Raw genomic sequence first — 20,788 nt, forward strand, 5'->3', positions numbered from 1 at the left:
GTGACGCGGCCGGGCCGGCGCGCGCCCGCAGGGGCGTGCGCCGGCCCTCTCCGTTTCCCGCCGCGCGTGTACGGGCCGCTCCGTCAGCCGATGACGTGCGCCGGGTCGCGCAGCCAGACCTCCTGGCGGCCGTCACGGGTGACCGTCAGACCGAACTCGCCCTGCTCAGGGCGGCCTTCGGCCTCGTACGCGCTCCAGGCGGCCTCCACCCGGTCCCACGGGGAGGCCGGGCCGTACTGCCAGACCTCGAAGAGGCCGCTGCCGTCTCCGCTCCGGCCGTCCCCGGCCGCGGTCGCGGCCGAGCCGTCGCGGCCGGTCAGCCAGAGGCGCCGGGCGCCGCCGTCCTCGTCGGCGTAGGTCATGGTGATGTCCGGCAGGCGGGCGAACGCCCAGGCGCAGAAGCCGGGTTCGGTGACCCGGGCCGGGTCCAGGCCGGTGGTGGAGGAGCGGGCGGTGGCGGAGTCCACCGCCGGGGCGGGCAGCCGGTCGGCGCGCAGCGGCATGAACCACGCCGAACCGGTGAACCTCCCCCGTGCCAGGCCGCCGTCCTGGACGGTCAGGGAGACCAGGCCCCCGGACCACACATCCCGGTGCAGGGGCGCGACGATCCGCCCGCCGGGCGCGGTCTGCGCCACCCACGCCCCCGGTACGCGCAGCACCGAGCACGTCGCCAGTACCCGGTCGTACGGCGCGCCGCGCGCCCACCCGGACACGCCGTCGCCCCACACCACCCGGGGCGCGCGGCCGGCCGAGGCCAGCGCGTGCCGCGCCCGTTCGGCCAGGGCCGGGTCCACCTCGACGGTCACCACCCGGGCGTCGCCGAGGCGGTGGACGAGCAGGGCGGCGTTCCAGCCGGTGCCCGTGCCGATCTCCAGAACGCGCTCACCACCGCGGCCCACCTCCAGCTCCGCGAGCATCCGCGCGACGAGCGACGGCATGGAGCTGGAGGAGGTGGCCTCGCCGGGGCCGCCGGCCGCACCCTCGTCGAGCTGGGTGACGACCGGCTCGTCCGCGTAGGCGAGTTCCCACCAGGCATCGGGCTCCCCGGCGCGGTGGACGGGAACGTATCCGTCCGCGCCGTACCGCCAGACCCGTTCTGGCAGGAAGAGGTGGCGCGGCACCGCCTCGAAGGACGGCCGCCAGTCGGGGGTGAGGGCGCCGGAGGCCGAGACGGCGTCCAGCAGGCGCCGGTGGGACTCGTGCCACCGCCGCGTCGTGTCCGCCGTGCCTGCCGCTTCCGCCGCGCCCGTCGTACTCGTCACCGCGTTCACCGCCGCTTGGGCTTGGCGGGGCCGCCGTCGGGGGAGGGCGGCTGGGGTGGCGGGTTCCACGGCCTGATCGGGGCCGGCTTTCCGGCGTGCTTGCTCCTCGTGCCGTCTGCCATGGACGGTCCTTCCGTTCGTCGTGAGTGGGTGACGGAAGGAGACGCTAGAGGTCACCCAGCGTGCCGGGAAGGTGACTCAGGCCAACGGCGCGGGAGTTGGGTGGTGGATTAACGGGGCCCGCTCCAGCGTCTTTCGTCTGCGGTTTCGTGAGGCGCGCAGTGCGGCTGCTGAGCCGGTTCCTCTGGCGGACGGCCCCCACGGCACATCACGCTGTGCGGTGAGCCGAACGCGACAGGCGACACGACGCACGGAAAGGCACCGCGCCCATGCACGACCTCCCCACAGTCCCGCCCGCCGACGCGGCGGGCAGCGATCCGGTCACCGAGGCGATCAGCGCATCCACCGAGGCGGTGGTCGAACTCCACGCGGCCCTGGCCGGGAACGGGATCACCCTGCCCTCCCTCGGCATCGACCTGGCGTCCTGCACCCGGACCGTCGGCCCGCGTCCGCTGGTGGAGCTGGGGCGCTGCAACCTGGAGACCGCCCGCGTCCTGACCGCCGCCCTGGAGAGGGCGGCGGTCAGGTGACGCCGCCCCGTCCCGTGTCCGGTGCGAGGCGGCTGTGAGGCGGGAGCGGGCCGGGCCCGCCACCGCCCGGTAAGGGGTGGAAGCGGGCCCGGCGGGGGCTCCTCGTCCAACTCGCCGCGGCCGGCCGGCGGTGGGCGGTCAGCGGCGGACGGAAGCACTCAGCGGCGCTTCCAGCCCCGGTCCTCCTTCCACTGCTCCCACTTGGCCTCCTTCAGGGAGGACTTCAGGGCGTGGAAGGCGGGCTTGCGCTTGAAGTCCTCGGTCATGACCGTCGCCGAGCCCTCGCCCTCGAAGAACACCGGCACCCAGGAGTACTTGTCGGTGAAACCCCAGACGGTGAAGGAGTCGCACTCCTCGACCGCCAGGCACGCCTCTAGTACCCGCTGGTACCAGTCGGCCTGCTGCTCCTGCTGTGCGGGGGTGGGCTCGCCGTTCCCGGGCAGGTCCATGCGGATGTCCAGCTCGGTGACGGCCGTCTCCAGGCCGAGGTCGTCGAACCGCTGCAGGTTCTGCTGGAGGTCGCCCGGGAAGCCGTAGCGCATGCTCAGGTGAGCCTGGACGGAGAAGCCGTGCAGGGGCACGCCCTGCGCGAGCAGCTCCTGGCTGAGCTCGTGGTAGGCGTCGCTCTTGGCGTTGCCGCTCGCCACGTTGTAGTCGTTGAAGAACAGCCTCGCCTCCGGGTCGGCCTCGTGGGCCCAGCGGAAGGCGTCGGCGATGATCCCGGGCCCGAGCTCGCGGATCCAGATGTTGTCCCGGGTGCGCAGGCCGCCCTGGTCGTCGAAGATCTCGTTGGCCACGTCCCACTGCTGGATCCTGCCCTTGTAGCGGCCGACGACGGTGGTGATGTGCTCGTGCAGGATCTCGCGCAGCTCCTCCTCGGAGAAGTCGCCCTGCTCCAGCCACTCGGGGTTCTGGCTGTGCCACAGCAGCGTGTGGCCGCGCACGACCTGCCGGTGGCGCTCGGCGAACTCCACGATGGCGTCGGCCGCCTCGAAGTCGTAGGTGTCCCGGTCGGGGCGGAGGAACTCCCACTTCATCTGGTTCTCGGGGGAGACCGAGCTGAACTGCTGCCCCAGGATCTTCCGGTACTTCCGGTCGTGGGTGAACGGGTCCGGGTAGTCCTGCTCGAGGTGGTGGCCGCCGCCCGCCACGGCGGTGCCCACGTAGAACCCCTTGGGAGCGGCCTCGCGCAGCCGGTCGAACTTGGCGTTGGAGTGCGGTGCGGCCTCCCGGCCGGCGGGCGGGGCGGCCGCGGCCGAGGTCACCACCAGGGGCAGGGACAGTGCGGCCGCGGTGAGCGCGGCGGTGGCGATGCGAACGGGTCTCATCGGAGGGCTCCCATTTCCGGTCGGTCTTTTCAAGATTTCCGGAAAATTTCCGGATGCCTGGTTCAGGGACGCTAAGAGCCCTTCGGTCAGGCCGTCAATACCCGTGCACCACCCCCGTTCGCCGACGTGTCAGCCGAGGTCGTCCCGCGTACCCCGGTCCGCCGCCGCACCCGGGCCGCGCGGCTGTCGGCGTGACATGCGAACATGCCTCGCCATGGACCTGTCCTCGCTCATCGCACGGCTCACGCTCCCGCCGTCGACGGACTCCGGCCGGACCGCCGCGCCCGAGCCCGTCCCCGTCGACTGGGACGTGGTCGAGAGCCGGCTGGGGCTGAGGCTGCCGGCCGACTACAGGGCGCTGGTCTCCGCCCTCGGGCCACTGGAGATCGGCGGGCGGCTGTGGCTGCACACGCCGTGCGAGCGGGAGGGCGGTTACGAGTACGGGGACTGGCTGTGGGAGACCCACCGGGAGTGCCGCATCTCCTCCCGCCGGGCCCTGCGCAGGGAGCCGCCGCCGTTCCACCCCGATCCCGGCGGGCTGCTCGCCTGGGGCGATACGCGGGAGGGCGTCAGGCTGCTCTGGGACACCGGGGCGTCCGGCGGCCCCGACCGGTGGCCGGTCGTCGTGTTCGACGCCGGGGCCGCCCGGCGCGGTGACGACCCGTGGCGCGGCTGCGGGACGACGCTGACACGGACCCTGGCGGCGCTGCTGACCACCGGAATCCGGCTGCCCGGCGGCAGGACGCTCGGGCCGCTGCCGCCCACCGCGCGCCGTCCCGGCTTCCTGGCCGGCGCCCGCCCCTGGAGGCCGCCGGAGCCGGAGCAGGAGCCCGGGCCGGAACCCGGGCCGGGGCCGGAGCGCCGGAGACGCTGACCCGGCCGTATCCCCGCCGCGCTCCCCGCCGTCCCCTCAGCGCCGCCGCAGCAGCAGTTCCGTGTTGCGATCGCCCGCCCCGCCGGTCAGGGACGTGCTGCGGCCCGGGGCGTTGAAGGCCAGCTCGCGGTAGAGCGACGCCAGCCCGGCGGGGGAGAGATCGCCGGGGTCGGCGGCGTAGGGGGCCGCGGACTCGACGCAGGTGGTGAAGAGGGACAGGGTGCCATCGCCGTTGTCCGTCAGCTCGACGACGCGGGCCAGCTGCGGGTGGTCCACGTGCGAGGCGGTGGTGATCTCCCAGTAGTGGCCGCGCGGCACGATCCGGTTGCGGTGGCTGTGCCCGTTGATCCAGGCGGCCACATTGGCGTGCCGCCCCAGCAGCGCGGTCAGCTCCGCGCCGCCGACGGTGACGGACTCGCTGTAGTGGTGGCTGAAGACCAGCACGAGGTCGTCGCCGTGGCGGGCCAGCTCACGTTCCAGCCAGCGCAGTTGGGCGGCTCCGATGTGGCCTCGGTAGTCGCCGTCCGGGTTGGTGGTGTCCAGGCTGACGCCGAGCACGCCGTCGGCGACGCGGAAGGAGTAGTACAGCCGCCCCTCCTCCAGAGCGGCCCGGGTGTAGCCGTGGCCGGCCGGACCGGGACCGGCGTACGCCGGGTCCAGGTGCGCCGCGGCGTACTCCCGGGTGGTGAGGGGCGCGCGGGAGGGGTCGGGGGTGACGGCGCGCATCCTCCGGGAGTGGGCGCGCAGCAGTTCCCTCAGCGCGGCGCCCCGGGTGTCGCGGCCCCCTCGCACCGATCTGTGGAGCGCGGCGGCCTCGGCCTCGGGCAGCTCGTAGAGTTTGCGCTCCCCGGTGGCCAGGTCGGTGAAGTGCGCGCCGCCCGCGAAGTGGCCGCCGTGGAGGTCGTCGTGGTTGCCGACGGTGGAGTACCAGGGGATGGCCAGGCCGGGGCTGGTGAGCCGCCGGACCGCGGCGTCGAGGAAGCCGTCGAGGCGGGGGAAGCCGTACCGCGCCCGGTCGGTGTCCTCCGCCCCGCCCTCCGGGTGCCAGTACAGGGGCAGCCCGGAGTTCTGCACGCCCTCGTAGCGCAGCGGGTCGCCGGTGTTGGGGGTGATGCGGCCGCCGCTCATCGCGGTGAGGAACCACTCGGTCTCGGCACGGCAGTTGTTGTCGGTGTTGTCCCCGGTGGTGATCGCGAAGCCGAGCGGCGCGCCGGTGGCCGGGCCGCCGCGCAGCGAGTTGATCCGCTCGACCATCGAGACCAGGCCGTGCACCGACAGTGCCTCCTGCGGGCGCCAGGCGCCGAGCTTCCCGGAGCGCATGTACTCGAAACGCAACGGATGCTGCACGTCCGTGACATGGGTGTCGGTGAGGTGGACGAAACAGGCCAGTGCGGTGCGCCGGTCCGCGCGCGCCCCGCCCGCGGCGGCCAGGTCCTCCCGTACGACCCGCGCCCAGCCGCGCCCCTCGCCCAGCCGCCGGTAGCCGCCCGTACCGCGCGGCGAGGCGGTGCCCTCCAGCGTGGTCCCGGCGGGGGAGGGGGCGGCCGGGGCGGAGGGCGAAGGGGACGGGGAGGGCGGCGGGGAGGGCGGGGCCGCGGTGGGCGCCGCGGCGTCGGCCGGTCCCCCGCCCCCGCCGAGGGCCACTCCCGCACCGGTGGCGACCGCGGCGGCTCCGGCGGCGGCGAGCAGGGTGCGGCGGTCGAGGGCGCGGTGGGGCGTGGTGCGGCGGGCTGGCCGGCTGCTGCGGGACATGGGCGTCTCTCCCCGGATGCGAACGCGGTGCCTTGGGGCGGGGCGTTCCCCACCCACCGGGGATCGTCGGCAGCCGTGGTGACCCGCGCTCCAACGGCGTGCGAACGTACGACGCCGAACAGGGCTCATGGATCACCCGGGGCCGCGTCCGCCGTGTCCCGCCGACCGCGCGTTCACCGGAGTGGCCGGGAGTTCACCTTCCGGACACCCCGCCCCGGGCCCTCCGGCTCATTCCCCGGGCTGCGAGCCGCCCCGCGCGGCCGCGAACGCGGCCGGCGCCGTCCTCCGACTCCAGCAGCGCCGGCAGGACGTGCTCGGTGCCGACGTAGTTGTGGCCCGGCCGCAGCGCCTCGCGGAAGGTGAGTTCCAACGCCTTCCTCGCCCCTCGTGTCGAACGGGACGAGCCCGGGCGCCCCGCCGCCACGGTGAATCGCCGCAGGTGCCGGCGGGGGAAGGCCATCACCTTCCCGCGGGCGGGCGTGCGAGGATGGCCGGAAACCCGAGAATCCGGACGTACGAAGGAGATGACGCAGGTGCCTGGTACGAACCTCACGCGCGAAGAGGCGCGGGAGCGGGCCCGTCTGCTCGAGGTGGACTCCTACGAGATCGAGCTCGATCTCTCCGGCGCGCAGGAGGGGGGGACCTTCCGCTCGGCCACCACGGTGAGGTTCGACGTGCGCGAGGCCCGGGAGGGCTTCATCGACCTGGTGGCACCCGCCGTGCACGAGATCGTCCTCAACGGCGAGTCCCTCGACCCCGCCGAGGCCTTCGCCGACTCGCGCATCGCCCTGCCCGGCCTGGCCGCCGGACGCAACGAGCTGCGCGTCGTGGCCGACTGCGCCTACACCAACACCGGCGAGGGCCTGCACCGCTTCGTCGACCCCGTCGACGACCAGGCGTACCTCTACACGCAGTTCGAGGTGCCCGACGCCCGCCGGGTCTTCGCCTGCTTCGAGCAGCCCGACCTGAAGGCGTCCTTCGCCTTCACCGTCACCGCCCCCGAGGGCTGGACGGTGATCTCCAACTCGCCCACCCCGGGGGACGGGGGGCGGACCGGGAACGTCTGGCGCTTCGAGCCGACCCCGCGCATCTCCACCTACATCACCGCGCTGATCGCCGGCCCGTACCACTCGGTGCACAGCAGCTGGGAGGACGGGAAGGGCCGCAGCGTCCCGCTGGGTGTCTACTGCCGCCCCTCGCTGGCCGAGCACCTGGACGCGGACGCGATCTTCGAGGTCACCCGCCAGGGCTTCGACTGGTTCGAGGGGAAGTTCGACCACCCCTACCCCTTCGCCAAGTACGACCAGCTCTTCGTCCCCGAGTTCAACGCGGGCGCGATGGAGAACGCGGGCGCCGTCACCATCCGCGACCAGTACGTCTTCCGCTCCAAGGTGACGGACGCCGCCTACGAGGTGCGCGCCGAGACGATCCTGCACGAGCTGGCGCACATGTGGTTCGGCGACCTGGTCACCATGGAGTGGTGGAACGACCTGTGGCTGAACGAGTCGTTCGCCACCTACACCTCCATCGCCTGCCAGGCCGCCGCCCCCGGCAGCCGCTGGCCGCACGCGTGGACGACCTTCGCCAACTCCATGAAGACCTGGGCCTACCGCCAGGACCAGCTCCCCTCCACGCACCCGATCATGGCCGAGATCCGCGACCTGGACGACGTCCTGGTCAACTTCGACGGCATCACCTACGCCAAGGGCGCCTCCGTCCTGAAGCAGCTGGTGGCCTACGTCGGCGAGGACGCCTTCTTCCGCGGCGTGCAGACGTACTTCAAACGGCACGCCTGGGGCAACACGCGCCTGACCGACCTGCTCACCGCCCTGGAGGAGACCTCCGGCCGGGACCTGAGGACCTGGTCGAAGGCGTGGCTGGAGACGGCCGGCATCAACGTCCTGCGCCCGGAGATCGAGGTGGACGAAGGCGGCGTCATCACCTCCTTCGCCGTGCGCCAGGAGGCCCCGGCCCTGCCCGCGGGCGCCCAGGGCGAGCCGCTGCTGCGCCCGCACCGCATCGCCGTCGGCTCCTACGGGCTGGAGGACGGGAAACTGGTGCGCACCGGCCGGATCGAGCTGGACGTGGACGGCGAGCGCACCGAGGTGCCCGAGCTGGCCGGCACCCGCCGCCCGGCGGTGATCCTGCTCAACGACGACGACCTGTCCTACGCCAAGGTCCGGCTCGACGAGGCGTCCCTGGCCACCGTCACCGCCCATCTGGGTGACTTCACCGAGTCGCTGCCGCGCGCCCTGTGCTGGGCCTCGGCCTGGGACATGACCCGTGACGGTGAGATGGCCGCCCGCGACTACCTGGAGCTGGTGCTCTCCGGCATCGGCAAGGAGTCCGACATCGGCGTCGTCCAGTCCCTCCAGCGGCAGGTCAAGCTGGCGCTGGACCTGTACGCCGCTCCGAGCCGGCGCGAGACCGGGCTGCTGCGCTGGTCCGAGGCCGCGCTGGAGCGGCTGCGCACCGCCCGGCCCGGCGGCGACCACCAGCTCGCCTGGGCGCGGGCGCTGGCCGCCACCGCCCCCGAGGGCTGGACGGTGATCTCCAACTCGCCCACCCCGGGGGACGGGGGGCGGACCGGGAACGTCTGGCGCTTCGAGCCGACCCCGCGCATCTCCACCTACATCACCGCGCTGATCGCCGGCCCGTACCACTCGGTGCACAGCAGCTGGGAGGACGGGAAGGGCCGCAGCGTCCCGCTGGGTGTCTACTGCCGCCCCTCGCTGGCCGAGCACCTGGACGCGGACGCGATCTTCGAGGTCACCCGCCAGGGCTTCGACTGGTTCGAGGGGAAGTTCGACCACCCCTACCCCTTCGCCAAGTACGACCAGCTCTTCGTCCCCGAGTTCAACGCGGGCGCGATGGAGAACGCGGGCGCCGTCACCATCCGCGACCAGTACGTCTTCCGCTCCAAGGTGACGGACGCCGCCTACGAGGTGCGCGCCGAGACGATCCTGCACGAGCTGGCGCACATGTGGTTCGGCGACCTGGTCACCATGGAGTGGTGGAACGACCTGTGGCTGAACGAGTCGTTCGCCACCTACACCTCCATCGCCTGCCAGGCCGCCGCCCCCGGCAGCCGCTGGCCGCACGCGTGGACGACCTTCGCCAACTCCATGAAGACCTGGGCCTACCGCCAGGACCAGCTCCCCTCCACGCACCCGATCATGGCCGAGATCCGCGACCTGGACGACGTCCTGGTCAACTTCGACGGCATCACCTACGCCAAGGGCGCCTCCGTCCTGAAGCAGCTGGTGGCCTACGTCGGCGAGGACGCCTTCTTCCGCGGCGTGCAGACGTACTTCAAACGGCACGCCTGGGGCAACACGCGCCTGACCGACCTGCTCACCGCCCTGGAGGAGACCTCCGGCCGGGACCTGAGGACCTGGTCGAAGGCGTGGCTGGAGACGGCCGGCATCAACGTCCTGCGCCCGGAGATCGAGGTGGACGAAGGCGGCGTCATCACCTCCTTCGCCGTGCGCCAGGAGGCCCCGGCCCTGCCCGCGGGCGCCCAGGGCGAGCCGCTGCTGCGCCCGCACCGCATCGCCGTCGGCTCCTACGGGCTGGAGGACGGGAAACTGGTGCGCACCGGCCGGATCGAGCTGGACGTGGACGGCGAGCGCACCGAGGTGCCCGAGCTGGCCGGCACCCGCCGCCCGGCGGTGATCCTGCTCAACGACGACGACCTGTCCTACGCCAAGGTCCGGCTCGACGAGGCGTCCCTGGCCACCGTCACCGCCCATCTGGGTGACTTCACCGAGTCGCTGCCGCGCGCCCTGTGCTGGGCCTCGGCCTGGGACATGACCCGTGACGGTGAGATGGCCGCCCGCGACTACCTGGAGCTGGTGCTCTCCGGCATCGGCAAGGAGTCCGACATCGGCGTCGTCCAGTCCCTCCAGCGGCAGGTCAAGCTGGCGCTGGACCTGTACGCCGCTCCGAGCCGGCGCGAGACCGGGCTGCTGCGCTGGTCCGAGGCCGCGCTGGAGCGGCTGCGCACCGCCCGGCCCGGCGGCGACCACCAGCTCGCCTGGGCGCGGGCGCTGGCCGCCACCGCCCGTACCGACGAGCAGCTCGCTCTGGTGGCCGGACTGCTGGACGGCGGTGAGGAGATCGAGGGCCTGACGGTGGACACCGAGCTGCGCTGGGCGCTGCTCCACCGCCTCGCGGCCACCGGACGCGCGGACGAGGCCGCCATCGAGGCCGAGCTGGAGCGTGACCGCACCTCGGCCGGCGAGCGGCACGCGGCGGCGGCGCGGGCGGCCCGGCCGACGCGGGAGGCCAAGGCCGAGGCGTGGGCCTCGGTCGTGGAGTCCGACAAGCTGCCCAACGCCATGCAGGAGTCGGTCATCGGCGGCTTCGTCCAGACCGACCAGCGCGAGCTGCTCGCCCCGTACACCGCGAAGTACTTCGAGGTGCTCAAGGACGTGTGGGAGTCGCGCAGCCACGAGATGGCCCAGCAGATCGCGGTTGGCCTCTACCCGGCACTGCAGGTGTCCGAGGAGACGCTGCGGGCCACGGACGCCTGGCTGGAGTCGGCCGGGCCCAGCGCGGCCCTGCGCCGTCTGGTGACCGAGTCGCGCGCGGGGATCGAGCGCGCGCTGAAGGCGCGGGCGGCGGACGCGGCGGCGGCCGTCTGACGCTCCGTACGTCCCCCGCGGCGTACGGCAAGGGGGTGGGGCCCGCGCCTTCAGGCGCGGGCGCCGTCCTGTTCCTCCGGGGGCCGCGGTGTTCCCCACGCGGGCGGGGCGCCACTGTGGGAAGGACGGGAGGCTTCCGGCGCCTGAGGGCCGGGATTCACCGCGGCAGGACCTCCACGCCCGGGACGGGCCCGCGCTCCGGTGCGGTCACCAGGGCGGTGCGGACCACGGCGGCCTGCTGTGCGGGACGGTCGCGGAGCGCGGCCGCGGTGACGTGGACGACCGTGACGCCCCGGCCCCGCAGCCGCTCGCGCTTGCGGGCGTACACCGGCGGGCGCACGCCGCTCTCCGCGCCCGCGCCGCCCCACGCGTCCAGCCCGTCGCGGAGGTCGATCTCGACGGCCACGGCCTGCCCCGGCCAGTAGGCGTCCACCCCGCCGAGATGGAGGCCGCCGGGCAGCCGGAGGTCGACGTTCCAGCAGGGCTCGGGCAGGCTGTGGGCGCGGACCAGCCCGTACAGCAGGCTCTCGGCCACCGACCGGCTCTCGGCCAGCAGCGCGTCCACGGCGTCCGCCAGGTGCGGGCGGCCCAGCAGCCGCGCCCGGGCCAGTTCGCGGACGATGGCCCGCGCCTCGCAGTGGCCGTCGCGCACCGCCTCGGTCAGCATCCGGCGCACCGACACCGCGTCGCCGGTCCGGGCCGCGGTGTCGGCCAGGGCGCGGGGGACGGGGGCCACGGGCAGGCCGGTGACCTCCTCGGACGCGGGCAGGGAACGGGTGCGCACCACGCGGGCGCAGCCGGCCGGACGCAGCCGCCGGGTGTGTGGCACCAGTACGTCGATGTGCTCCAGCGCGGACAGCGGGGGCGTGGAGGAGAAGCCGTGCAGGGCGAGCGCGGCGGGTCCGGTGATCACCGCCCGCGCCCCGCGTACAGGGTGCGGGGCGCGGGCGGCCGGCCCCGGTGGGCGTTCCGGCCCCGCCGCGTACAGCAGCACCGCGTGCAGCCGCTCCTCACCGGTCGGCGGACCGGGGTGCAGCAGGTAGACGCCCGGCAGCGGCATCCGCCAGGGGCCGCCCGGTCGGCAGCGCTCGTCGGCGGCGGCGGCCGACACGCCGTTCTCGCGCAGCGTACGGGCCGTCACCACCCGGTGGTGTACGTGCGACAGGCGGCGGACGGGGCGGGGGGACACAGGGGTGTTGTTGCTCATGTCCCGGCGATTCCCACCCGCGTTCCGCCCACCAACCTCTGTTACGGGCCTGTAGACGAATGCGGACACACCTGCCCTAAAGTACGGGCGTTCGAGTGCCGATCAGCTCCCCGCCGCATGGGTGACCGCGTCGCAGCGCTGCGCCCGCAGCGCCCGCGCCACGTCGTCGCGCGCCTCCAGCACCAGCCGGCGCAGCGCGGGAGCGGCGTCCTCGTGCGCGCCCAGCCAGGCATCCGTCCGCTCCAGCACGGCCCGGTTGTCCTGGAGCGCGGGGAACAGACCGCGGACGACGGACATGCCGATCTCGATGGAACGCTCGGTCCACACCCGCTCGATCGCCTCGAAGTACCGGGGCGTGTACGGGGCCAGCAGCTCCCGTTGCCCCGGCTGGGCGAGGCCCGAGATGGTCGCCTCCACCAGCGCGTTGGACAGGCGGTCGGAGTCCACCACGTCCGTCCACGCCCGCGCCTTGACCTCGGCCGACGGCCGCGCGGCCAGACAGCGCACCTGGTGCCGCCTGCCGGACGCGGTGTCGTCGCGGGCCAGCTCGGCCGCCAGCCGCCCCTCGTCGGCGAGCCCGCGGGAGGCCAGCGCCTCCAGGAAGGCCCAGCGCAGCTCCTGGTCGACCTCCAGCCCGTCGATCCGGCCCGTCCCCTCCAGCAGCGTCTCCAGCATCCGCAGGTCGTCTTCCTCGTGCGCGACGGCGGCGAAGAACCGCGCCCACGCGAGCTGGTGGTCGCCGCCCGGCTCGGCCTGCCGCAGATGCCGCAGCGCGCCGCGGGCCAGCAGCCGCGCGCCCTCCTGGCGCCACTCGGGCGTGACGTAGTGCACCAGGGCGGCGCGCGCCCAGGCGTGCAGCATCTGTACCACGCCGATGTCGGACTCCCCGCCGCCGAAGCGCAGCACCAGGTCGAGGAAGTCGCGGGCGGGCATCAGCGCGTCGCGCGTGAGGTTCCACAGGGCCGACCAGCACAGCGCACGGGCCAGGTCGTCGGTGACCGAGCCCAGGTGGGAGCGGAGGGTGTCCAGAGAGGCCTCGTCGAAGCGGACCTTGCAGTACGTCAGATCGTCGTCGTTGACCAGGATCAGTTCGGGGCGCTCGGCGCCTGCCAGCTCCTCCACCACCGTAAGCACGCCGGTGACGTCCGCCTCCGCGCGGGCGTAGCGCTCCAGCGCGCCCCCCGCACCCTGCCGCCGGTACAGGCCGACCACCACCCGGTGCGGGCGCAGCACCGGGTGGTCCTCGGCCGCCTCCTGGACGACCGCCAGCTCGGTGATCCGGCCCGCGGAGTCGTACGTCACCCGCGGGCTGAGGGAGTTGACCCCGGCGGTCCGCAGCCAGGCCCGCGCCCACTCGCCCATGTCGCGCCCGGAGGTCTCCTCCAGCACCGACAGCAGGTGCTCCAGACGCGTGTTGCCCCACTCATGGCGCTTGAAGTACCGCCGCGCGCCCTCCAGGAAGGCGTCGCGCCCCACATACGCCACGAGCTGCTTGAGGACGGAGGCGCCCTTGGCGTAGGTGATGCCGTCGAAGTTGAGCTTGGCGTCCTCCAGATCACGGATGTCGGCGGTGATCGGATGGGTGGAGGGCAGCTGGTCGGCGCGGTAGGCCCAGGACTTGCGGCGGTTGGCGAAGGTGATCCAGCCGTCGGTGAAGCGGGTGGCCTCCACCATCGAGAACGAGCCCATGAAGTCGGCGAAGGACTCCTTGAGCCACAGGTCGTCCCACCACTCCATGGTGACCAGGTCGCCGAACCACATGTGCGCCATCTCGTGCAGGATGACGTTGGCCCGTCCCTCGAAGGAGGCGTCGGTCACCCTGCCGCGGAAGACGAACTCCTCGCGGAAGGTCACACAGCCCGGGTTCTCCATCGCGCCGAGGTTGTACTCGGGCACGAACGCCTGGTCGTACTTGCCGAACGGGTACGGGTAGTCGAAGTGGTCGTGGAAGAAGTCCAGGCCCTGCTTGGTGATGGTGAAGATCTCGTCGGCGTCGAAGTGGCGGGCCAGTCCCCTGCGGCACAGCGCGCCCAGCGGGACCACCAGCTCGCCGCCGCCGGGCAGCTCACGCCGGTAGACGTCGGTGACGTGGTGGTAGGGGCCGGCCACGACGGTGGTGATGTACGTCGAGATCGGCCTGGTCGCCCGGAAGCGCCAGACGGCCGCGCCCTCCCCGGCCGGCTCCGGCTCGCCGGTGCGCTCGCCGTTGCTCAGCACCGTCCACCGCGCGGGGGCGGTGACGGTGAAGGAGAAGGGGGCCTTCAGGTCGGGCTGCTCGAAGTTCGCGAACACCCGGCGGGCGTCGGCCGGCTCGTACTGGGTGTAGAGGTAGGTCTCGCCGTCCTCCGGGTCGACGAAGTGGTGCATCCCCTCGCCGGTGCGGCTGTACGCGCACCAGGCGTCCACGGTCAGGGTGTTCTCGGCCTCCAGGGAGTCCAGCGCGACGCGCGTGCCGTCGAACACCTCCTCCACGTTCAGCTCGCGGCCGTTGAGCGTCACCGAGGCGACCGCCGGGGCCAGCAGGTCGGCGAAGGTCGAGGCGCCCGGCTCGGCGCAGCGGAAGCGGACGGTGGTGGTGGAGCGGAAGGTGCGCGGGCCGTCCCCGGGGTGGGGCCCGACCGCGGAGAGTAGGTCGAGCGCGACGTCGTACCCGTCCACGGTCAGCAGCCGGGCGCGCTCCCGGGCCTCGTCACGGGTCAGATTCTCACCGGGCACGGCGTGGCTCCCTCGTCTCGCGTCTCGACATCGAAAGGCCAGGATTTCATGCGGTCGCGGGGCCCCGCGCCGGGAATCACCGCGGGCCCCCGGGCGTTCCCACCAGGCACGCCGGGGGGAAGAGAAGACCCGCCCGATCCGTACGACGAGGAGACCCGCATGCCCGAGACGTCCGAGACCGAGAGCAGGACCCCGGCCGACTTCTGGTTCGACCCCATCTGCCCGTGGGCCTGGATGACCTCCCGCTGGATGCTTGAGGTGGAGAAGATGCGCCCGGTCGAGGTGCGCTGGCACGTGATGAGCCTGTCGGTGCTCAACGAGAACCGGCTGGAGGAGCTTCCGCGGCAGTACGTCGATCTGATGGAGGCCGGCTGGGGCCCGGTGCGCGTGCTGACCGCCGCCGAGCAGGAGCACGGTCCCCAGGTGCTCGGCCCGCTCTACACCGCCCTGGGCACTCGCTTCCACAACCGGGGCCTGCCCAACGAGCGCGCCACGATCGTGGACGCCCTGAAGGAGGCGGGCCTGCCCGAGGAGCTGGCGGACGCGGCGCACACGGACGTCCACGACGAGCGGCTGCGCGCCTCGCACGAGGAGGGCATCGGCCTGGTCGGCCAGGAGGTCGGTACCCCGGTGATCGCCGTACCGGGTCCGGACGGGAGGCGGACCGCCTTCTTCGGCCCGGTCGTCACCCCGGCGCCCAAGGGCGAGGCCGCGGCCAGGCTGTGGGACGGCACGCTGATGGTGGCCTCCACTCCGGGCTTCTTCGAGCTGAAGCGGACCCGCACGGAGGACCCGAAGTTCGACTGAGCCCCGCTTGAGCCCCGCTTGAGCCTCCCTCCCGTCCCGGGGGCGGGAGTCCCCCGTACCGCCTGCCGCCCGTGACGCGCGAGGGCCGAGAAGACGACCGCGAGGGCGGCCGGAGGTACGGCACGAGGGAGGGCCCAGTGCCCCATTCTTGTCGCGCATCATGCGCGACAAGAACTGAAGGGCAACAGCGCCGCCGGGGCGTACGGAGACGCGGCGGCTACCGCTCGCGCGCCGCCCCGGAGGGCGCCCGCCCCGCCCGCCGCTGCCGCACCAGCCCGGCCGCCGACAGGGCCAGGGTGAGTCCGGCGGTGAGGGCCAGCTGGGTGCGGGTGTCGCCCTCGCGCGGCATCAGCAGCAGCACCCAGAAGATCCACCCTGCGGTGAAGCCCGCCCACGGGCCGATCGCGCGCTCGGCGTGGACGGAGAAGGAGCCGGAGGCGGGGTGGGCGGCGGACATCTCGCCGAGCATCCGCATCACCAGCAGTCCGGAGGCGGCGTAGGCGAGGACGATGGACGGGCCCGCGGCGGCGATGCCCGCGCCGGAGCCGACGAAGAGACCGGCGCCGATCACGCCGCCGAGGGCGATCATCGACAGATGGCGCTGCCTGAGGCCATGGGAGAGGGCGGCGTGCTCGGTGCCGTCCGTCTCCCGGCGAGGGGAGGCGGTGTTCTTCACATCGGGCGTGCCGGACATGGGGAAGGTGCCGTCCAGGGAGTCGGGGGAAGCGGAACAGTTGGCTCCGCACCTGGCAAGTGTGGGCGCCCGGCCCGGTCGGCGGCAACGTCCCTCACCCTCCCATCCGATATACGGACAGCTGGGCGATCCGTGGGCGAGTCGGCGGCGCGCACTCCTCCACCCACTCTCCAGCCACCTCCCACAAGCTCGACCCGCCCTTCTTTGTCGTCAACCTCACGGGGGCGCCGGGGCTGGCGTCGGTTAACGTCGGGGCGTCCCCCGAAGTCCTCACGAGACCGGAGCCGTGATGAGCACCTCTGCCACCACCGCAGCCACCGTCCGCCCGGGCGCCGTCCTCGCCGACGTCCTGCCCGCCTCCACCGCCGCCCGCGCCCGTCTGCGCGACGCGGCCCTGGTCCTCGGCGGCGCCGCGCTCACCGGGGTGGCCGCGCAGCTCGCGGTCCCCGTGCCGGGCTCGCCCGTCCCCGTCACCGGCCAGACCTTCGCCGCGCTGCTGCTCGGCGCCGGCCTGGGCCCCCGCCGCGCCCTGGCCTCCATGGGCCTGTACGCCGCCGCGGGCGTGGCCGGGATGCCGTGGTTCGCCGAGGGCGGCTCCGGCGCCGCGATGCCCTCCTTCGGCTACGTCATCGGCATGCTGCTGGCCGCCGTCGCCGTCGGCGCCCTGGCCCGCCGGGGCGGTGACCGCGGCGCGCTGCGCACCGCCGGGACCATGGCCGTGGGCACCGCGATCATCTACGCCGTCGGCGTCCCCTACCTGGCCCTGGCCACGGGCATGTCCGCCGGCCAGGCCGTCGCGGCCGGTCTGGTGCCCTTCCTGATCGGCGACGCGCTCAAGGCGGCCCTGGCCATGGGAGCCCTCCCCGCGGCCTGGAAGCTGGTCGGGCGCAAGTCCTGACCCGAGCCTGAATAGACTTCCGCCCCATGCGCGTGTACCTCGGCTCCGACCATGCCGGCTACGAACTGAAGAACCACCTCGTCCAGTGGCTGAAGGAGGCCGGGCACGAGCCCGTCGACTGCGGCCCGCACATCTACGACGCGGCTGACGACTACCCGCCCTTCTGCCTGCGCGCCGCGGAGCGGACGGCCGACGACGAGGACTGCCTGGGCATCGTCATCGGCGGTTCGGGCAACGGCGAGGCCATCGCCGCCAACAAGGTCAGGGGGGTGCGGGCCGCGCTGGCGTGGAGCGTGGAGACCGCCAGGCTGGGCCGGGAGCACAACGACGCCAACGTGATCAGCGTCGGCGCCCGGATGCACACCACCGAGGAGGCCGTCTCCTTCGTACGGGCCTTCCTCGACACCCCGTTCTCCGGCGACGAGCGGCACATCCGCCGCATCGACATGCTCTCGTCCTACGAGCGGACCGGGAACCTCCCGCCCGTCCCCGCCCACCACCCCCAGCAGGACTGACCCCGGCAAGGACCGGCCCGCACCCGTGCCAGAAGGCCACACCATCCACCGGCTGGCCGCCGACCTCGACGACAGGTTCGGCGGCCGGCCCGTCCACGCCTCCAGCCCCCAGGGCCGTTTCGAGGGCGGAGCCGCCCTCGTCGACGGCCGGACGCTGGGCGGCACCGACGCCCACGGCAAGCACCTCTTCCTCGGCTTCCCCCGGTTCGGAGGGGAGGCCGACGGCGAGTGGATCCACATCCACCTCGGCCTGTACGGCTCCTTCGCCCTCGGCGAGGGAGCGCCACCCGCACCCGTCGGGCTGACACGCCTGCGCCTGGCCACCGCCGAGGCGCCCTCCGCCTACGCCGACCTGCGCGGTCCCAACACCTGCGAGCTGCTCACGGCGGCGGGGAAGGACGCGGTCACCGGCCGCCTGGGCCCCGACCCGCTGCGCCCCGACGCCGACCCTGAGCGGGCCTGGGCACGGATCTCCCGCAGCCGCAGCACGGTCGCCGCGCTGCTGATGGACCAGAAGGTCGTCGCGGGCGTCGGCAACGTCTACCGCGCCGAGGTCCTCTTCCGGCACAACATCGACCCCTACCGCGCGGGCAGGGACCTCACCCGGGCCGAGTGGGAGGCGCTCTGGGCGGATCTGGCCGAGCTGATGCGCGAGGGTGTGCGGAACAACCGCATCGACACCGTACGGCCCGAGCACACCCCCGAGTCCATGGGCCGCCCGCCGCGCGTGGACGACCACGGCGGCGAGGTGTACGTCTACCGCCGGACCGGGATGCCCTGCCACATCTGCGGCCAGGAGATCCGCACCGCCCCGCTCGCCGCCCGCAACCTGTTCTGGTGCCCCGGCTGCCAGAAGCCCTGACCCGCCGGGCCCGCCGCTCTCTCGGGCCCCCGGCCCGAGCCGTCAGAAGCCGTGCGGCAGCCACGGCGCGACGGGCCAGGCGAACGCGGTCGCGGCCCCGGCCAGCGCCCCGGGACGCAGTTCCCGTACCCGTCCGGCGCCCGCCAGCGCGGCCAGGGACGTACCGCCCAGATAGGCCTCGCTCAACTCCTTTGCTCCCAGAGCCAGTTCAGCGGCATCACCGGTGCGCTCGCAGGAGGCGCCCGAGGCGTCGCCGGTCAGCCGCCAGCGCCCCGCGTTCCACGGGCAGAAGGAGTCCTCCACCTCCAGCACCACGTCCACCGGCGCCGCGTAGCGGCGGGCCGCCAGCGCCGCGCCCACCTCCACCGGGCGCAGATGCAGCAGATCGCGCAGGAGGAGACCGCACCGACGGATGTCGCCGACCAGATGGAACAGCGGATCGTCCACCGGACGGGACTTCGCCTCCACCACCGAGGTCAGGTCGATCCCGAACAGGAAGTGCCACAGCGCCGCGCGCGCCGCCGGGTCCAGCGCCTCCAGATCGTGCACCAGCACCGTGCCCTTCGGGCCGGCCGCGTCCCACTCCGGCTTGACGGCATAGCGGGCGTATCCGCGCAGTTCGCCGTCCGCCTCGGCCAGCACGCAGCGCAGCGCCGACGCGCCTTCCCGCCAGCCCCCGGGATCCAGTACGCCCTGCCGCTCCCAGCCCGGACGCCGCTCCAGCATCCCGGGCCGGGAAGGCACCAGGCGGGCGTACAGCTTCTCGCACTCCTCCAGCGCCGCGACCGGATCGGCGTTCCGCAGCCTGACCCCCTCCGTGCCCGGCGGCACCTGCGGGCGCACCCGGTCCCTGTCGATCCGGGCGCGCACATGGCGGGCCGCCACGCCGTACCCGAAGCGTCCGTAGATCGCCGGCTCCGAGGCGGTCAGCACCGCCAGCGGCTCCCCGGCCGCCCGCGCGTCGTCCAGCTGCCGGCGCATCATGGAGGTCAGGATGCCGCGCCGCCGGTGCGTGGCGGCCACGCTGACCATCGACAGCCCGCCGGTGGGCACGACCGCGCCCCCGGGCACCGACATGCGGAAGGAGAACGCACAGGCCGTACCGACGATCTCCTCCCCGTCCCGGACGGCGACCGCCCGCTCGAACTCCGTCAGCTCCCGCCACAGCGCCCGGGCCTCGGGCGGCTCGGACTCCCCGAAGGCGAGTTCGAGCTTCTCGAACCAGTCGTCCCACTCCTCGGGACGCAGCACCCGCAGATTCGTACCCATCATGGACCCATCCCTATCAGGAAGACAGAAGCGGGGCGACTGGTTATCGAACACCGTTTCAGGTCACCCCATGTCGGGAATCGACGGACCCCCGAACGGGTGGATAAGGTCCCTGACATGGCAGGTCGCACGGGCAACACCCTCCCCGCGCCCCGGTTGCGCCAGGCCCGCAAGGCCGTCCGCCGGGTCCGCACCGTCCTGCGCCGCTCCGCCGTCGACTACTTCCGCGGCGACGGATCCGACCGGATCGCCTTCGCCGCCCTGCTCGCCACCGTCCCCGCCCTCGCCTACGCCACGACCGCTGAGCCGCTGTGGTTCGCGCCCGAGGGTCTGGTGCTGCCGGTCATCGCGGGCGGCCTGCTGCTGCGCCCGGCCAGTCTGCTGGTCCTGTACGCCGCCGCGGCCGGCGCCCTGATCGTGGAGGCCACCGTGCTCGGCCCGTACACGGCCGGGCCCGGCCGTGTCACACCGGGGACCGTCCTGGTGGTGGGCGCGGTCGGGCTCTCCGGGCTGCTGATCGCCCAGTTCCGCAGCCGGGTCGGCGTCCCCTGGCGGCGCGGCAACACCATGCTGTTCGACCTGCGCGAACGCATCCGCGTCCAGAGCAAGCTGCCGAAGCTGCCCGTGGGCTGGCACCGGGAGATGGCGCTGCGTCCGGCGGGCGGGCAGTCCTTCTCCGGCGACTTCGTCGTCGCCACCCTCACCGGGCCCGACCGCCGCACTCTGGAGGCCGTCCTCACCGACGTCTCCGGCAAGGGCATGGACGCGGGCTCCCGCGCGCTGCTGTTGTCCGGCGCCTTCGGCGGACTGCTGGGCTCTCTGCCTCCGCACGCCTTCCTTCCGGCCGCCAACGACTACCTGCTGCGCCAGGACTGGCAGGAGGGCTTCGCGACCTCCGTCCACCTCGTCCTCGACCTCGACAGCGGCGACTACGAGCTGTTCTCCGCGGGCCACGTCCCGGCCCTCCAGCTCAACGCGGGCAGTGGCCGCTGGGAGGAGAAGAACGCCGAGGGACCGCTGCTGGGCGTCTACGACGGCGCCCGGTTCGACCCGGTCAAGGGGAGTCTGCGCCCGGGCGACGTCCTGATGCTCTTCACCGACGGCCTGGTGGAGACCGCCGAACGGGAGCTGACCGAGGGCATCGACAGGCTCACGGGGGAGGCCGACCGCTATGTCGTCAGGGGCTTCGCGGGGGCCGCCTGGCATCTGATCGAAGCCGTCGCCCGCGACGTCAACGACGACCGTGCCCTGCTGCTGATCCGCCGTGACTGACGAGGGTGCGGCCGGTACGTCGGGCAGGACCCCGCGG

At 73.6% G+C, this 20,788-nt stretch carries 14 protein-coding genes and 2 pseudogenes; 8 read left to right on the top strand and 8 right to left on the bottom strand.

The features are described from left to right. Nucleotides 1–83: 83 nt before the first annotated feature. The gene (locus LJ221_RS02100) at nt 84–1,262 is read right to left on the bottom strand and encodes a methyltransferase domain-containing protein (protein WP_241713207.1); all 1,179 of its coding nucleotides are present in this window, start codon (nt 1,260–1,262) and stop codon (nt 84–86) included. A gap of 389 nt (nt 1,263–1,651) precedes the next feature. Here LJ221_RS02100 and LJ221_RS02105 point away from each other — a divergent pair, with 389 nt between their 5' ends. Next, nucleotides 1,652–1,912, top strand: coding sequence for a hypothetical protein (locus LJ221_RS02105; RefSeq protein ID WP_247719533.1), 261 nt, complete (start codon nt 1,652–1,654; stop codon nt 1,910–1,912). A gap of 158 nt (nt 1,913–2,070) precedes the next feature. Here LJ221_RS02105 and LJ221_RS02110 read toward each other — a convergent pair whose 3' ends face one another. Then, nucleotides 2,071–3,240 carry an endo-1,4-beta-xylanase gene (locus tag LJ221_RS02110; RefSeq protein WP_241713209.1) on the bottom strand — a complete coding sequence of 390 codons (1,170 nt, stop codon included), beginning with the start codon at nt 3,238–3,240 and terminating at the stop codon, nt 2,071–2,073. Between the two features lie 214 nt (nt 3,241–3,454). On the opposite strand from LJ221_RS02110, the gene LJ221_RS02115 reads away from it, so the two are divergent. After that, nucleotides 3,455–4,114, top strand: a complete 660-nt coding sequence (locus LJ221_RS02115) for an SMI1/KNR4 family protein (protein ID WP_241713210.1) — start codon at nt 3,455–3,457, stop codon at nt 4,112–4,114. Nucleotides 4,115–4,150: 36 nt separating this feature from the next. Here LJ221_RS02115 and LJ221_RS02120 read toward each other — a convergent pair whose 3' ends face one another. Together LJ221_RS02120 and LJ221_RS02125 are read right to left on the bottom strand one after the other, a co-directional pair. Beyond that, on the bottom strand, nt 4,151–5,866 hold the full coding sequence (locus LJ221_RS02120) for a TIGR03767 family metallophosphoesterase (RefSeq protein ID WP_241713211.1): 1,716 nt from the start codon (nt 5,864–5,866) through the stop codon (nt 4,151–4,153). Nucleotides 5,867–6,125: 259 nt separating this feature from the next. Further along, nucleotides 6,126–6,276: pseudogene (locus tag LJ221_RS02125) on the bottom strand (Clp protease N-terminal domain-containing protein); the annotation flags it as partial. 123 nt (nt 6,277–6,399) lie between these two features. Between LJ221_RS02125 and pepN (LJ221_RS23585) the strand changes: the two are divergent. Continuing rightward, entirely contained in the window at nt 6,400–10,512 is a 4,113-nt protein-coding gene (gene pepN / locus LJ221_RS23585; protein WP_308314702.1) for an aminopeptidase N, read from the top strand. 157 nt (nt 10,513–10,669) lie between these two features. Here pepN (LJ221_RS23585) and LJ221_RS02140 read toward each other — a convergent pair whose 3' ends face one another. Both LJ221_RS02140 and pepN (LJ221_RS02145) read right to left on the bottom strand, forming a co-directional pair. Then, the gene (locus LJ221_RS02140) at nt 10,670–11,719 is read right to left on the bottom strand and encodes a hypothetical protein (RefSeq protein WP_241713212.1); all 1,050 of its coding nucleotides are present in this window, start codon (nt 11,717–11,719) and stop codon (nt 10,670–10,672) included. A gap of 102 nt (nt 11,720–11,821) precedes the next feature. After that, nucleotides 11,822–14,434 carry an aminopeptidase N gene (pepN, locus tag LJ221_RS02145; protein ID WP_241713213.1) on the bottom strand — a complete coding sequence of 871 codons (2,613 nt, stop codon included), beginning with the start codon at nt 14,432–14,434 and terminating at the stop codon, nt 11,822–11,824. Between the two features lie 159 nt (nt 14,435–14,593). Here pepN (LJ221_RS02145) and LJ221_RS02150 point away from each other — a divergent pair, with 159 nt between their 5' ends. Continuing rightward, nucleotides 14,594–15,241 carry a DsbA family protein gene (locus tag LJ221_RS02150; RefSeq protein ID WP_241713214.1) on the top strand — a complete coding sequence of 216 codons (648 nt, stop codon included), beginning with the start codon at nt 14,594–14,596 and terminating at the stop codon, nt 15,239–15,241. A 352-nt stretch (nt 15,242–15,593) separates the two neighbouring features. On the opposite strand, the pseudogene LJ221_RS02155 reads toward LJ221_RS02150, so the two are convergent. Next, a pseudogene (locus LJ221_RS02155) lies at nt 15,594–15,935 on the bottom strand (amino acid permease); the annotation flags it as partial. A 289-nt stretch (nt 15,936–16,224) separates the two neighbouring features. Here LJ221_RS02155 and LJ221_RS02160 point away from each other — a divergent pair. The 3 genes from LJ221_RS02160 to LJ221_RS02170 are packed head-to-tail and all read left to right on the top strand — an operon-like array spanning nt 16,225 to nt 18,210. Next, a complete protein-coding gene (locus tag LJ221_RS02160; protein WP_241713215.1) occupies nt 16,225–16,833 on the top strand; it encodes a biotin transporter BioY in 609 nt (202 codons plus the stop codon). 26 nt (nt 16,834–16,859) lie between these two features. Beyond that, the gene (locus tag LJ221_RS02165) at nt 16,860–17,348 is read left to right on the top strand and encodes a ribose-5-phosphate isomerase (protein ID WP_241713216.1); all 489 of its coding nucleotides are present in this window, start codon (nt 16,860–16,862) and stop codon (nt 17,346–17,348) included. 25 nt (nt 17,349–17,373) lie between these two features. Beyond that, the gene (locus tag LJ221_RS02170) at nt 17,374–18,210 is read left to right on the top strand and encodes an Fpg/Nei family DNA glycosylase (RefSeq protein ID WP_241713218.1); all 837 of its coding nucleotides are present in this window, start codon (nt 17,374–17,376) and stop codon (nt 18,208–18,210) included. Nucleotides 18,211–18,252: 42 nt separating this feature from the next. On the opposite strand, the gene LJ221_RS02175 is transcribed toward LJ221_RS02170, so the two are convergent. Beyond that, nucleotides 18,253–19,479 (bottom strand): GNAT family N-acetyltransferase, encoded by a 1,227-nt coding sequence (locus LJ221_RS02175; protein ID WP_241713261.1) that lies wholly within the window; start codon nt 19,477–19,479, stop codon nt 18,253–18,255. Between the two features lie 117 nt (nt 19,480–19,596). Here LJ221_RS02175 and LJ221_RS02180 point away from each other — a divergent pair, with 117 nt between their 5' ends. Beyond that, the gene (locus LJ221_RS02180) at nt 19,597–20,751 is read left to right on the top strand and encodes a PP2C family protein-serine/threonine phosphatase (RefSeq protein WP_241713220.1); all 1,155 of its coding nucleotides are present in this window, start codon (nt 19,597–19,599) and stop codon (nt 20,749–20,751) included. The last annotated feature ends 37 nt before the right edge of the window (nt 20,752–20,788 follow it).

Source organism: Streptomyces sp. CNQ085 (genome assembly GCF_022614595.1).
Lineage (GTDB): Bacteria > Actinomycetota > Actinomycetes > Streptomycetales > Streptomycetaceae > Streptomyces.

What these genes read in the sequence shown, in the direction of transcription:
- LJ221_RS02105 (WP_247719533.1), top strand. Translation starts at nt 1,652, where the DNA reads ATGCACGACCTCCCCACAGTCCCGCCCGCCGACGCGGCGGGCAGCGAT.
- LJ221_RS02110 (WP_241713209.1), bottom strand. Translation starts at nt 3,240, where the DNA reads ATGAGACCCGTTCGCATCGCCACCGCCGCGCTCACCGCGGCCGCACTG.
- LJ221_RS02115 (WP_241713210.1), top strand. Translation starts at nt 3,455, where the DNA reads ATGGACCTGTCCTCGCTCATCGCACGGCTCACGCTCCCGCCGTCGACG.
- LJ221_RS02120 (WP_241713211.1), bottom strand. Translation starts at nt 5,866, where the DNA reads ATGTCCCGCAGCAGCCGGCCAGCCCGCCGCACCACGCCCCACCGCGCC.
- LJ221_RS02140 (WP_241713212.1), bottom strand. Translation starts at nt 11,719, where the DNA reads ATGAGCAACAACACCCCTGTGTCCCCCCGCCCCGTCCGCCGCCTGTCG.
- LJ221_RS02150 (WP_241713214.1), top strand. Translation starts at nt 14,594, where the DNA reads ATGCCCGAGACGTCCGAGACCGAGAGCAGGACCCCGGCCGACTTCTGG.
- LJ221_RS02160 (WP_241713215.1), top strand. Translation starts at nt 16,225, where the DNA reads ATGAGCACCTCTGCCACCACCGCAGCCACCGTCCGCCCGGGCGCCGTC.
- LJ221_RS02165 (WP_241713216.1), top strand. Translation starts at nt 16,860, where the DNA reads ATGCGCGTGTACCTCGGCTCCGACCATGCCGGCTACGAACTGAAGAAC.
- LJ221_RS02175 (WP_241713261.1), bottom strand. Translation starts at nt 19,479, where the DNA reads ATGGGTACGAATCTGCGGGTGCTGCGTCCCGAGGAGTGGGACGACTGG.
- LJ221_RS02180 (WP_241713220.1), top strand. Translation starts at nt 19,597, where the DNA reads ATGGCAGGTCGCACGGGCAACACCCTCCCCGCGCCCCGGTTGCGCCAG.